The organism is Aneurinibacillus migulanus (assembly GCF_001274715.1).
Classification (GTDB): domain Bacteria; phylum Bacillota; class Bacilli; order Aneurinibacillales; family Aneurinibacillaceae; genus Aneurinibacillus; species Aneurinibacillus migulanus.
The window spans coordinates 2,328,549-2,341,501 of the sequence record NZ_LGUG01000004.1 but is presented as its reverse complement, the minus strand read 5'-3'; the positions used below and the strand labels follow the sequence as shown (position 1 = coordinate 2,341,501).

12 protein-coding genes and 1 pseudogene are annotated in these 12,953 nt (G+C 41.0%); 1 reads left to right on the top strand and 12 read right to left on the bottom strand.

Annotation, left to right across the window (positions count from 1 at the left end; translation table 11 throughout):
* Positions 1–6 precede the first annotated feature (6 nt).
* The 8 genes and pseudogenes from AF333_RS35175 to AF333_RS35170 all read right to left on the bottom strand — a co-directional run.
* Positions 7–458, bottom strand: a pseudogene (locus tag AF333_RS35175) (recombinase family protein); the annotation flags it as partial.
* Positions 459–650: 192 nt separating this feature from the next.
* The gene (locus AF333_RS13220; protein ID WP_043064251.1) at positions 651–1,481 is read right to left on the bottom strand and encodes a GNAT family N-acetyltransferase; all 831 of its coding nucleotides are present in this window, start codon (positions 1,479–1,481) and stop codon (positions 651–653) included.
* 32 nt (positions 1,482–1,513) lie between these two features.
* Positions 1,514–1,975 (bottom strand): GNAT family N-acetyltransferase, encoded by a 462-nt coding sequence (locus AF333_RS13215; RefSeq protein WP_043063980.1) that lies wholly within the window; start codon positions 1,973–1,975, stop codon positions 1,514–1,516.
* A gap of 563 nt (positions 1,976–2,538) precedes the next feature.
* The gene (locus tag AF333_RS13210) at positions 2,539–3,258 is read right to left on the bottom strand and encodes a copper amine oxidase N-terminal domain-containing protein (protein ID WP_043063979.1); all 720 of its coding nucleotides are present in this window, start codon (positions 3,256–3,258) and stop codon (positions 2,539–2,541) included.
* 443 nt (positions 3,259–3,701) lie between these two features.
* Positions 3,702–4,286, bottom strand: a complete 585-nt coding sequence (locus AF333_RS13205; RefSeq protein ID WP_043063978.1) for a GrpB family protein — start codon at positions 4,284–4,286, stop codon at positions 3,702–3,704.
* Positions 4,287–4,804: 518 nt separating this feature from the next.
* On the bottom strand, positions 4,805–4,987 hold the full coding sequence (gene larC, locus AF333_RS13200; RefSeq protein ID WP_043063977.1) for a nickel insertion protein: 183 nt from the start codon (positions 4,985–4,987) through the stop codon (positions 4,805–4,807).
* A gap of 30 nt (positions 4,988–5,017) precedes the next feature.
* The gene (locus tag AF333_RS13195) at positions 5,018–6,181 is read right to left on the bottom strand and encodes a glycerate kinase (RefSeq protein WP_043063976.1); all 1,164 of its coding nucleotides are present in this window, start codon (positions 6,179–6,181) and stop codon (positions 5,018–5,020) included.
* Positions 6,182–6,224: 43 nt separating this feature from the next.
* The gene (locus AF333_RS35170; protein WP_235496425.1) at positions 6,225–6,671 is read right to left on the bottom strand and encodes a hypothetical protein; all 447 of its coding nucleotides are present in this window, start codon (positions 6,669–6,671) and stop codon (positions 6,225–6,227) included.
* A gap of 334 nt (positions 6,672–7,005) precedes the next feature.
* Here AF333_RS35170 and AF333_RS37425 point away from each other — a divergent pair, with 334 nt between their 5' ends.
* Positions 7,006–7,068, top strand: a complete 63-nt coding sequence (locus AF333_RS37425) for a hypothetical protein (RefSeq protein WP_407638681.1) — start codon at positions 7,006–7,008, stop codon at positions 7,066–7,068.
* A gap of 345 nt (positions 7,069–7,413) precedes the next feature.
* On the opposite strand, the gene AF333_RS13190 is transcribed toward AF333_RS37425, so the two are convergent.
* From AF333_RS13190 to AF333_RS13175, 4 genes are all read right to left on the bottom strand, one after another.
* On the bottom strand, positions 7,414–9,234 hold the full coding sequence (locus tag AF333_RS13190) for an ABC transporter ATP-binding protein (RefSeq protein ID WP_043063975.1): 1,821 nt from the start codon (positions 9,232–9,234) through the stop codon (positions 7,414–7,416).
* Complete coding sequence (locus tag AF333_RS13185) at positions 9,227–10,957, bottom strand: ABC transporter ATP-binding protein (RefSeq protein WP_043063974.1); 1,731 nt, start codon at positions 10,955–10,957, stop codon at positions 9,227–9,229. Before AF333_RS13185 ends, AF333_RS13190 begins: the two co-directional genes overlap by 8 nt.
* A gap of 146 nt (positions 10,958–11,103) precedes the next feature.
* The gene (locus AF333_RS13180; protein ID WP_043063973.1) at positions 11,104–11,922 is read right to left on the bottom strand and encodes an ABC transporter ATP-binding protein; all 819 of its coding nucleotides are present in this window, start codon (positions 11,920–11,922) and stop codon (positions 11,104–11,106) included.
* Positions 11,923–11,956: 34 nt separating this feature from the next.
* Positions 11,957–12,934 carry an ABC transporter substrate-binding protein gene (locus AF333_RS13175; RefSeq protein ID WP_043063972.1) on the bottom strand — a complete coding sequence of 326 codons (978 nt, stop codon included), beginning with the start codon at positions 12,932–12,934 and terminating at the stop codon, positions 11,957–11,959.
* Between the last annotated feature and the right edge of the window lie 19 nt (positions 12,935–12,953).

Here is a 12,953-nt window from a genome sequence, read left to right as displayed (position 1 = left end):
TTCTGATCACATGCTTTGGTTTGCTTCTCGATAGGGAGTCATTGGAGATAATCCTGCTTTTTCAGCAGCTTCCGAGATGGTAGAGCCCTGATTAATTATGTATAACGCATAGTCAATCCTCTCTTGGCCCACCTTTGGCCTTTCTAATGTTTTTCCGCGCTTTTTTGCTGTAAAATACCTTCTTTTTTCCTCTCAGCAATTAAATCTCGTCAAAATGAGCAATGTCCGCGAATAAAATACATAGCACCTTTCTATCTATGTGCAGATGTTGTATCGAGCCAGGATTCCCTTAGACTCTGTAAATAAGTCTCCTTTGCTGCAATCAATTCCATGATTTCTAATAAATCTTTTGCTGAGCGAGAAAGGCGCGTTCAATCCGTTACTACTACCGAATCGACTGGCCGTAAAAACTCAAGCATATGATTGGGTTTAGGCCGATCACATTTCGTCCCTGTCACCAAGCCTAAAAGGTTGCCGCGAAAATCCCGACAACCTCAAGGGATACACGCTCTCAAGATTTAAGTAAATACTGTTGCACTGAAACACACAAGCATAGCACATATTGCTTGTGTGTCCATAGGCAATCAGGTTTACCCACTTCTTCCCTTTCTATTTCATATTTCTTTATGGTGTAAACGAATATTCATACTTTAAAACTCAAACTCAAGTGTTTTGCATTTCGACTTAAACTCAAACCCTAATTTTTCTCCTAATCGATTTGATTCCACATTCGTTTCAAGTGTCGACCAGTGTGGTGTTAGCCCATTTTCCATACAATGCTCCAAATATGCTGCACATACCAACGTTGCCAGCCCTTTATTCATTTCTTCTTCATCGTATGTTTCCACACTTATCTCATGATCTTTTCCGTTTACGCAGCAGGACAGGCAAGCACTGATTATTTTATCTCCTTTCAGTACACAGTACCCCAATCCTTGTTGAAGAAAATCATCCACTGAATACCAAAATTCATCTAAAACATTAAAAATTATTTTATCCGAGTCGTTATTAATAACTTCAGCATCAATTTTTTTAATGGTATACTCCTTCGGCAGAGGTTTATAGCCGCTTTTTAGAGCATTGAATTTCTCACGATTAAACTGGAAGTAATGCTCATAATCCCATTCATACTCTCTATGTGAAACCACCTTTTTCATGACTTTTTCCCAGTTTTCATCAGATATAAGCGCAAGAAAATACGTGCCGCCACATGACTCATATGTATCTATTTTCAATTGATTATCAATAAACTCACGTAGAGGATAGATAAATTTTTCATTGGCAGCATCCCCGATGAAAATGCTAATTACTCCTGTTTCATCTACCAATGCTGTTTGGGGTTGCTCGATATTATCTACGTAAATCGTTCCTCTGTTCGTACCGTTAATGATTGCATTTAGCATTAAATCATTTTTTTGCTCGGGTGTTCGTAACAACGTTCTTACTTTTTGATAATCTTTCTTATCAAGTTTATAAATCACAGGTATAATCTCCTTCTCTTTTAAAATATTCATTAAAACCTGAGTGTTAGTCCGATCTCCTCTCCAAAGGTCTCCCCATTCGGTGTAAACCCTAACCGAGTATAAAAGCTCATAGGGCTTCCCTCTCCAACCTCACAACTTGTCATTATCTCGTTAATCCCTTGCCCTTTTAAGTGCTTTACAAGTACTTCCATTGCTTGTTTTCCATACCCTTTTCCCTGATAGGGACCCGCAATCATAAAACGCCATAAATAAACTCCATGGACGTCTATCTCATCATCATAATCCGCCCCCTGATGTAACATAATAAAGCCGATCGCATCATCATCAGCATAAATCGCTCTAAACCATGCATTTTCAGAGAAATAAGCTTGAGCTATAGATACGGCATTATCTGCAACCATTTCTCGTTGAACCTCAGAAAGGGTATCGCTCAGATTACATATCTCAAGAACAGTTTTAGCGTTAATTCTTCGAAAATGAACATCTGGCATTCTATCACTCCTATATACTCTTGGTAATTTACCTGTTAATAATGATTGTGTGACCTCTTTGATAGGCAAATAGGTAACGTAAACTGCTTAGGTCGTTTAAATCCATCGGCTTAATTCTTGCAAAATGTTGAACAAAACTTACTTTTTCAACGCTAGCTCATATACATACAGTAATGGATTTATCTACCATAGCGACTCGCTATACAGGTTGCATTTGCAGGTTTGAATCAGCCTACCAGAGGTATCATCGTCTCCATGCTTAGCAATCCAAACATCTTGCTCAATACTGTGCTTGATAATCACATTGTGAGGCCTCCTTTTGTCCCCTTTATTTTTGTTACATAAGTTTAGATGGCGAGAAGGGGACCTAGGTTCATAAAAAGGTAAATTTTTTTTGTATAAAGTAATCTCACACTTTCCTATGTTTATTTTTGTTAGCTTGTCATTCAGATTTTATACGGTAGGACGCCCTTCGCTTATTTGATATATGGAGCCTTCACGCTATCAATTGATAATGAATGAACTTCTCTTGTCTATATCCAAACAATGGAGGTTCATTCTGTTTACAATCCTCTAGAACCACGAAGATAAATGTCAATTTCCTTTTGTAACCAGAGTCCATACCCCTTTACAGTATATGTTGTCCATTCTTTTACTTGCTCGGGGTTCTGAACTGCTATATAAAGATCGTTTTGATTTTTGGGATCAAGGTAAAAAACAAGATCTTTACTTGAAGGAGCGTTTTGGCCAGGCTGGGTTATATAAGGGGATCTAACCATTCTTATAAAGGTATAGCTTTCTTTAGCTGCGCCTTCCTTGGTTGCTTCACTATTTTTTATAAAGGGCAAATCACTTTCTGTTTTTAATTTCATATCGGTGCCCAAATCAGTACTCAAAAACCCTCTGTAAACTTCATTGTACAGGGTGTACAAATTGTAAATAAGGGCTTGATTGGCGGCCGAATGGTTATCGGAACCTCCTAGACTACCCGCTATAAAAATATCTTTATCCCTTTGAACAACCATTCGCTTAATCTCTGATTGTTGCATTTTTTCTTCAATAGTAACTGTGTTTGTTTTCGGATCCCACTGAACCTTCTGATTTAAATTTTCAGCAATCACACGAAGGGGAACGAGTATTGTTCCGTTTTCAATTTTAGCCGGTATATCTGATGTCACTTTTTTCCCATGAATAAGGATAGTCAATTCACTGGCAGCATAAGCAACATGAATAACAAGAGAAAGCAATAATACTAGACCAACTAAGAGCCATTTCTTTTTCATAATATCTCCTCCATTCTGATATTTTTCGGCTTATCGATTATACTATCTAAAGATTGTCTTTTAGGTGACATGTACAGTACGTATATTTCTAAACGTCATAACACAACAAGTAGTTCTCATCCTTGTGGAAAATCCATACTTGCTTCCTATCCTAGAAAACTCACGTTAATGTAATTTCTTTAATAAAGTAAATTCCTACTGCATCTTTTGGTGAAATTAATGTAATATTTGCATAATTTCATGAAAATGATAGGCTTCAATTTGTAAATCATGATCAAAGCGAGTCATTCTTTCCTCTTGTACCATATGAACAACCTCTTTTTGCTATATATGAAAGTAAGTGTAGCACGTATTTTTCAACTTTTATTGTATGATATTGACTAAATAAAAAATTGGCGTAGCAGTGTTTATAATTGCCATGCCAATAACTATTTTAAAACGACCTACTTGGTCAGATACCTTCCTGGAAACTCATGCATAGCAACTAAAGAATACTTTTCTACAAAATTATGTTTTTCATCAGTGTATTTGTCTCTATCATGCTCGTATTTCTTTTTCAGCTCTGTTTTAAGTTCAACATATTTTGTTGCAACTGTAGGATTTTCTCGCAGATAATCTCGGAAATACAGCTCTTTCCAATCTCCCGCATACCGAATATGTAAATGAAAAACTCGTTCAGCAAACCCATTGATGGTGTACCCCTTCATTCCCATCAAGTGTGGAGCAACCTTTTGTGGTTGGTATTCTAAAATATAGTCAATATCTTCAAGATTTTTTCTTAGCTTATCAATATCACACTCACTAGTAATTTCAAGCAAAATATCGATTGTTGGTTTTGCTGCCAATCCTTCCACCGATGTAGATCCGATGTGATTAATCCGTTCAATATTCTCTTTACCAACGGTGGTAATAATACATCTTTTTTCTTCCTCAAACCAGTTTTTCCATAATGGATTGAATGATTCTAGTTTAACAGGGAATAATCCCCATAAATATTCTAGTGACAAATCCGTCAACTTTTTTGTCATTTCGTTTCTTCCTTCACTAATTTATCTTACATTCGTCACAGTGTTTATTCTATATACATCTGATTTGATAAATTGACAAATGTTTATGGTAGGAGGTAAGAAAAGAAGAAGAAAATCAGAGGCTAGAAAAAGACACGTTTGCCTTTCTTCTGCCGGATCGCAGGGCGCATCCAATCTCTTCTTTTTCTGAATCTCCTACTTCCAACCACGCTCCCCTGTCAAAATATTAAGTGTGATTTATATAATAAGAATACTATCATCCGTCTTTATCAATTTATTAATTTACTCTTTTACTAATTCTTTTCCATACTTCTCTTCTACTTCATTTGTTACTAAAAACATCAATTCTTTAGATAATCATATTCAAAGTAGGGGGATCGTAATATTCTTATAAACGTCGTGATTTTGTTCTCTTTCCATTTTCTCTACTCCTTGTAAAATTTATATAGTTTGCAATAATGTTTTTGTACATGATAGAGAACACCAATAAATACAAAGGTCTGTGTAAGCTTCGTAAACTATTTTATATCGTTGATAAAATGATAACAGAACATGTATACCGATGTATAGAATACATCCAAAGCGCCTGCTTCTAGCAATTTCGGAAGCACGTAGCCAAAGTGTTCTCCCGACATGTCATCGATTTGGCATTCCAGAACAGAGATGTTCTCTGTTTGCTTGTCATGTCGATGCTGGAGCAAGTCGCCACCGAACTTCCACAGGGAAGCTCTCTACTTTGGTGAAGAGAGGATGTCACGATAGACTTGTGATGCCAGATAGGTGCGAAGCACCTGTTCTGAGGTAAATGCCAATAATTCCGCCGCCCCCTCCATCGCTTCCTGCAATGTCATCGGTGCGTTGGTGATGCTATGGATACTATGAATTCCCTGTTCATACAACACATCGATGCCAGGACCAACAGAGCCGGCCAAAGCAAAAACAGGTATACCATGCTTCCGTGCTTCCTGCGCTACACCCATCGGTGTTTTTCCTGAAGCAGTCTGAAAGTCAATCTGTCCCTCTCCAGTAAAGACGAGAGCAGCCCCTTCCATCTTCTCTTTCAGCTTCGTATACTCGATAACAATATCAATTCCCCGCTTCGTTATACTGGGAAAGAAAGCCTGAAACGCACCGCCAATCCCTCCTGCGGCTCCTGCACCCGGTCTTTCATGAAGGCGGATTCCTGTTTTGGACTCGATAATATCCGCCCAATGGGTCAAATAACCATCCAGCATTTCTACCATCTCCGGTGTTGCCCCTTTTTGTGGTCCAAACACATAGGAAGCACCATGTGGGCCAATAAACGGATTCTGTACATCTGTTGCAATAAGGAATTCCGCTTGGGCAATACGCGGATCAAAATTCCGTGTGTCAATAGCTGCAATACGCCTTAGCTCTCCTCCGCCAAAGCCAATCTCATCTCCTGCATCATCCAACAGCTTCATCCCGAGAGCCTGAAGCATCCCACTTCCTCCATCATTGGTAGCACTTCCTCCAATCGCCAAAATAAATCTCCGACATCCGGCATCCATCGCTTTTTTAATAAGCTCGCCGGTTCCGTATGTCGTTGTAATAAGCGGATTTCTTTGCTCTGTTGTAACAAGGCACAGCCCTGATGCGCTGGCCATTTCGATGACACATGTTTCCCCGTTACCAAGAATGCCATAGGCGGCCTGCACCGGCGTATGCAGAGGCCCCGTTACCGTATGCTCGATTATATGCCCGCCAGTGGCCACAACGAGACTATTCATCGTCCCTTCCCCGCCGTCCGCAACCGGAACCAAAACCGTATTCGACTCCGGCAATACTTTTTTAATCCCGCGTTCTATCGCTACGGATGCTTCCCAGGCAGAAATACTGCCTTTAAAAGAATCCGGTGCAATCACAATTTTCATAGTACACATCCTTCTCTTAATACGTTTTCAATACTTGTATTTATTATAGTGAGAGAAGAAACAAGAAATCATTAGTCACTGCAAACAAACAATAATTGAAATCAAGGGTGTTGATTATCCAGTACGATCCAGAGTGGATAGCCACCACACCGTACCCCAAACGGGCGTCAGTTCGTCTCCCGCACGGAAGCGTAGAGGGCTGCTTTTTACCCCGGCCAGGCGGGACAGCAAAACATCTGGGTAGATGCGAAGAGGGAGACAGTTGCTGTCCTCTTTCGCCTGGCCGGGGCATGCGCTTGGGAAGGGAGACGAAAGGCCTTGTTTGTGTCCCGTTGTGGTGGTCTTTTCCTCTCGGAACAATCAACACCCTTGGTATCCATAGATGGATAGAAAAGAAGGATGCGTACGGCGTACGTCCCCTTTGTTTTTCTGTGTGGAGCGTGTAGCGCCAAGGACGAAACCGACCGGCAACTGTCTCCTGCCCCGTCATACCCAGATGTTTTGCCGGTCCGGCCTTGGCGCTACAAAGCGGCCGTGTCCCTTCCTTGTGAGAAAAAGACGAGGGAACACGCCGACGCGTGCATCTTATTTATTCCAATATATGGATGATCAACAGGTGTGAATTGAAATATTTATTTTATTTTGTTTATGATAAATAATATCTGCCTACAAAGGGTGACATACATTATGCTAACGGAAAAGATAGCACGTGAAATCGTACAAATGATTACCGAAATGATGATTATCCAGTCTCTCTTAACCTCTCAATCAGAGTGAAGCGTAAATCGACTATTCATTCTCGCTTCATGCGCATCTGAAAAACAATTGCAGCGAAAAAACGATACATCCACCGCAATACATTAATATACCGGCTTAAAAAAAATTAAACAGAATACGGGATATGATCCGCAAGTATTTCAGGATGCCGTTTCCTTGCAGCTGGCCGTCTGGATTCATCGTACTTTACGATAAATTTCATTACAGAAAAAAGATGGAAAAAGCCTACGCATTCACCTTTTCCCTTTGCAAATTAACAATTTATACTATTCGTAAAGCGATATCCGGAAAAAACGGAGAGCTCGTTCGCTACATTGCGAACAGCCGGGTCTCCCAAAATATAATTTGTTTCTTTGTTTACTGCCTGTAACCCAAATCTTTTTGTTTTAAATACAAAACAATGTTTGCAATATATAAATCATGTTTAAATTCTTAATTTTTTGTAAGTTCTGAAATTACACATCTACATGGCCTACACGGCGAAACTGACTATGAACCAATTCATAATAAACCCCTTTTTGTTTCAGAAGCGAATCATGAGAGCCTTTCTCTATGATTTTCCCATCCTCAAGAACTAGAATAACATCGGCTTGCTGGATCGTATTCAATCGGTGAGCAATTACAATGCTAGTTCTGTCCTTCATAAGACGGTATAAAGCATCTTGTATTTTGATTTCCGTAATCGTATCAATACTGCTTGTTGCTTCATCTAAAACTAATATGGATGGATCAGCCAGGATCGCACGGGCAATGGAAAGCAATTGCTTTTGGCCTTGGCTGATGCCGCTTCCTTCCTGATCCAGCATCGTATCATATTGGTCTGGTAGCTTCATGATAAAAGAGTGGGCATTTGCTAATCTGGCGGCTTGTTCTACCTCGTCATGATTTGCACCAAGCTTCCCGTAACGAATATTATCCCGGATCGTTCCTTGAAACAAAAACGAATCTTGCAATACGAAACCCATATGCTGGCGAAGATTTTCTCGTCTAATTTCTTTACTGTCATATCCGTCAATAAGAATATACCCACGATCAGGATCATAAAAACGAGAAAGCAGCTGTACGACAGTCGTTTTTCCCGCTCCCGTAGGACCGACTAAAGCAACCGTTTCGCCAGGAGCTATATGAAAGTCAATGTTGTTTATCGTTTGCCCTTCCTTGTTATAAGAAAAAGATACATTGGAGAATGCAATCTCTCCACGGACTTCGTTCAACTCAATTGCACCATGTTCATCCTTCGTCTCCGTATCCTCTTCCATCACTTCAAATACCCGTTCTGCTCCGGCAATCGCGGAAAGAAAGGTATTGAACTGATTAGCCAGATCGTTAAGGGGACGTGTAAACTGTCTTGCGTATTCAGAGAACGTTACCATGATACCTATTGAGACCATTCCCTTTACGGCCAATATCCCTCCAGCTCCAGCTATAACAGCAAAGCTTACATTATTTAATACATTCATTAGCTTAGGGATAAACCCTGAATACGTTTGTGCCCAATATCCAGAGGCTTTTAGTTTTTCACTTTTATGTATAAACGTAGCAATGACTTTCTGCTCCTGTGAAAATGTCTTTACAATTTTTTGACCTGAGAACGTCTCCTCAATAAAACCATTAAGCTCTCCAAGATGATGCTGTTGCTCCTTAAAATATCGTCCTGTTCGGCTTGTAATCCACTTCATACCAATAAACATGAGCGGAACAATAAGCAGCGTAATAATAGTTAACAATGGGCTTAGCCATAGCATCAACGTAATCATACCGATAAAAGTAAGAATACTGGAGGACAATTGAATAAAAGAGCTATTTAATGTTTGACTTACATTATCTATATCATTCGTAAGCCTGCTCATAAGCTCTCCGTGCTGTCGTTTGGAAAAAAATGAAACCGGTAGCTTGTGTAATTGATAAAACAAATCATTTCTCATAGAATAGATCGCTTCCTGTGCAACGCCGATCATCCAATAATTTTGCAGCCAGAGTGAAACGGAATGCAGTAGGTAAATGACTGCTAAAAGCACAATGAGGAGGAGAATACCTTTTTCGTCCTTGGTTACGATATACGTATCAATCGCCAATCCGATTAAATAAGGACCAAGAAGACCCAAAATCGAGCTTATTACAACCATAATAAAGACCAATGTCAGCAGCCCTTTGTGCTTTGATAAATACGTCCATATTTTAGCCAGTGTTCCAAACCAGTCCTTGGGCTTCGGCTTCTTTCTCATTTCCGGTTTGTTTGCACCGGCTTGGGCAGGTTTATTCGGCAGTTTAAGCATGAGGCACCGACTCCCTTCCAAACTGAGATTGTACGATTTGTTGATAGAGGAGCGAATAGTGTAATAATGATTCATGATTTCCTTGTGCAAGCAATTTTCCGTCTTGTAGAAGAATAATAGTATCTGCTTGCATCGCAGTACTTATCTTTTGGGTAATGATCATTGTCGTACAGGAGTATGCATTCAGTGATGCAAGGAACTTAGCCTCTGTCTTTGCGTCTAAAGCACTTGTACTATCATCTAATAGAAGAATTTTCGGTTTTCGTATTAATGCTCTTGCAATCGAGAGCCGCTGCTTCTGCCCACCTGACAAATTAACTCCTTTCTGCCCGAGCATCGTATCATATTGATGCGGCAACTTCATAATGGTTTCGTGCATTTGAGCACACTGAGCCGCTTCGATAATTTCTTCCATTGAAGCCTCTTCTTTTCCCCATAGGATGTTGTCTTTTACAGTCCCCGTAAATAGCAAAGCCTCCTGAGGGACAAATCCAATTTGTTTGCGTAAAACATCCAGCTTCATTGCTCGAATATCCGTACCATCAATACAAATACTCCCGCCGCTCACATCATATAAACGAGGAATAAGCTGAAATAAAGTGGATTTACCAGAGCCTGTAGCTCCTAAAATAGCAACCGTCTCTCCTGCATATACAGTAAAAGAAATCGATTGTAACGCAGGTAAGGAAATGCCCGGATACTGAAAAGAAACATTTTCAAGCTTGACCTTTCCTGCTGTTATTCGCAAGTCCGCATTTGCACATCCAGTATCTGAGATGTCTGCTTTCGCTTCAAACACATCCGAAATCCTTTGAGCCGAAGCCTTTGCACGGGAAAATTGCATAACAATCATAGAAACAACCGAAAGGGCACCTGTAATGCGTGTTGCATAATTAATAACCGCGACAACTTCACCAACGTTCCCGGATTTTGTATTCACTTCTAGACTACCGAACCAAAGAATAAACAAAACGCTCACATTCATAATAAGCAGCAACAATGGAATGATGAACTCGACTAACCGTAAGGCGGTAACGGTCCGATCCATGAGTTCCTTATTGGCTCCTGTAAACCGATTACTTTCATGACAATAACGCACAAAGGCCTTAATCAATCTTATTCCCAGTAAATTTTCCCGCAGGATTCCGTTGACATGGTCTAAACGCTCTTGAACAGAGCGAAAAAGCATAAACGCCCTATTCATCATCCGCACAAGGAACCAGAGAAGAAAAGGTATGAGTACCACCAATATAAGAGCCAGTTTAACATTGACAGCTAAAGCCATAACCATCCCTCCGATGATAAGCAGCGGAGCACGCATCATAATGCGCAAACTCATAAATACAACATTCTGCATTTGAGTAACATCGCTTGTCACTCGTGTAATCAAAGTGGAGGTTGGAAATTGGTTAAAGTTCGCAAACGAGAATGATTGCACCTTCTCAAACAAACTCTTTCTTATATCGAACCCGAAATTTTGGCTGACATACGCAGCATAAAATGAATTAATAATTCCGCATATGAAACCAAGCAAAGCAAGCACGAGCATGAGTGTCCCCCATCGCAGCACAACGGAAAGGTTTTGCTGATTGATGCCTTCATTAATAATTTTTGCCATGAGCAGTGGGTGCCACAGCTCCACAGTTAGCTCGACAAGCATAAGGAGTACAGCAATAATTATTGGCTTTCGATATGGTCTTAAAAACGGTAACACTTGTAGCATTCATCACCCTCCAACCTGTGACAAAAAAAGAAGCCCCCAACATTGGAGGTCCTTTCTTCTTATCATTCTATTTACAAATATTACTTGTATGTGAAATTGAAACGAAAGCAACCTTTCGTTATCAGCTCCATAGATGCCCCTTCTGACTATATGCCGCTTGCTTGTAGCGAGTACTTCTCTTCGCTCGAGGTGTATAATCCGTACGGTAAGCATAATGGCTGTCCGCTGCGCGGATCATAAATAATATCGCTCTTAATCCCGAAGACCGTCTGTAGCACCTCCGATGTCATCACCTCTACCGGCGAACCTGTCTTCATCACCTTCCCTGCTTTAATCGCTACTATATGATGGGCAAAACGGCTGGCATGATTCAAATCATGCACCACCATGACAATGGTTCGTTTCTCTTCAAGATTCAGCTTCTGCAATAAATAGAGCACTTCCATTTGATGAGCCATATCCAGGAAAGTGGTCGGCTCGTCAAGAAACAAAATTGGAGTTTCCTGAGCCAAGGCCATCGCAATCCACGCTCGCTGGCGCTGTCCGCCCGATAGCTGGTCCACTGGACGGTTGACAAACTCTAGTAGCGCTGTCACTTCAATCGCCCACATTACCATTTCCTTGTCTTTTTGGCTCAGTGAACCAAAACCTTTTTGATGCGGAAATCTTCCATAGGCGACCAGTTCAGAAACCGTTAATCCTTCCGGAGCGATCGGATTTTGCGGAAGAATCGCTAACTGCTTGGCAACTTCTTTTGTTTTTTGTTCATGAATCGTCCTTCCATCCAAATAGACAGCCCCCTGTTTCGGCTTTAATAGGCGAGCCATCGCTTTTAGGATTGTCGACTTTCCGGAACCATTCGCCCCTACAAGAGCCGTAATCTGATGTTCAGGAATCGTCATGTTGAGCTGCTCCACAATAAGCTTATCCTCATACCCGATATATAACCGATCCGTGGTTATCAACTGTCATTCCCCCTTTTGATACGTCAGTTACTGACTATTTTCCAAGATTCGTTTTAATAGATTCGAGACCCGCAATCTGCCCAAGGAAGAACGTGTCCCCAACCAACGTATCCACGGAATAAACGTGGTTATTCTTAACAGCTTCAAGATTTTTCCATACTGGATGTTTGGTCCAGATGTTAATCAATCCTTTCGGATCGTCCTGATTCATCTTCCTGCGATTTTCGGCAATAAAGATATGATCCGGTGCGAATTCACTCAGCGCTTCAATACCGATTCGTCCACCAATTTTTCCGTCTTCCGGCAATCCTTCTACAGGCGTCAATCCGACTTCCTCAAAATAAATAGGGAAATTTTTCGGATGCATAACGGTAAAATCCTTCCCGTTAGAGATAAGGAACAGAACCTTTTCTCCCTTATGACCGGCAGCCGCGGCCTTCGCTTCGTTCACAAGTTTGTCGAAATCAGCGATAACTTGTTTTGCCTTCTCTTCTTTCCCTACAATTTCCGCCACTTTCATGAGTCGGGAACGGGCATCAACAGAAAAGTCAAGTGCAGCAGTAGGGGCAATCTTGTTAAACTCCTCATAGGATGAACCTTTCCCCTGACCGCTGAGCACAATCACTTGTGGGTCCATTTCCATCAATGTTTCCCGGTTCGTTTTGCTTCCAAGATCGGCAACCTTTTTTCCTTCTGCATATTTGGCAAAAATCGGCGACTTGCTTTTGGTCCCTTCAAACCCTTCCGAAGCCACCGGCGCAACATCCAGTACAAGCAAATAATCTGTCACCGAAATCTCCACACTTGCCACCCTTTCCGGCTTCTCCTCCAGTGGCAATTCTCCCATCATATGTTTGATAGTACGCGGAAACCCCTGCGTTTTTTCAGACGGCTGGACACTCGTTTCTTCTGTCGCACTTTCCTTTTGATCTACGCCGCAGGCCATCAAGCTACCCGAGGCGAGAAGAAGCACGATTAGACCACTCATGAGTTTACTTTTTTTCACTTCCATTGTCCCCTTATATAATTCT

Excerpts from the sequence above, each read along its gene's own strand:
- AF333_RS13190 (WP_043063975.1), bottom strand. The coding sequence starts at position 9,234 with ATGCTTAAACTGCCGAATAAACCTGCCCAAGCCGGTGCAAACAAACCG.
- AF333_RS13205 (WP_043063978.1), bottom strand. The coding sequence starts at position 4,286 with ATGACAAAAAAGTTGACGGATTTGTCACTAGAATATTTATGGGGATTA.
- AF333_RS13210 (WP_043063979.1), bottom strand. The coding sequence starts at position 3,258 with ATGAAAAAGAAATGGCTCTTAGTTGGTCTAGTATTATTGCTTTCTCTT.
- AF333_RS13215 (WP_043063980.1), bottom strand. The coding sequence starts at position 1,975 with ATGCCAGATGTTCATTTTCGAAGAATTAACGCTAAAACTGTTCTTGAG.
- AF333_RS13175 (WP_043063972.1), bottom strand. The coding sequence starts at position 12,934 with ATGGAAGTGAAAAAAAGTAAACTCATGAGTGGTCTAATCGTGCTTCTT.
- AF333_RS13195 (WP_043063976.1), bottom strand. The coding sequence starts at position 6,181 with ATGAAAATTGTGATTGCACCGGATTCTTTTAAAGGCAGTATTTCTGCC.
- AF333_RS13185 (WP_043063974.1), bottom strand. The coding sequence starts at position 10,957 with ATGCTACAAGTGTTACCGTTTTTAAGACCATATCGAAAGCCAATAATT.
- AF333_RS35170 (WP_235496425.1), bottom strand. The coding sequence starts at position 6,671 with ATGACGGGGCAGGAGACAGTTGCCGGTCGGTTTCGTCCTTGGCGCTAC.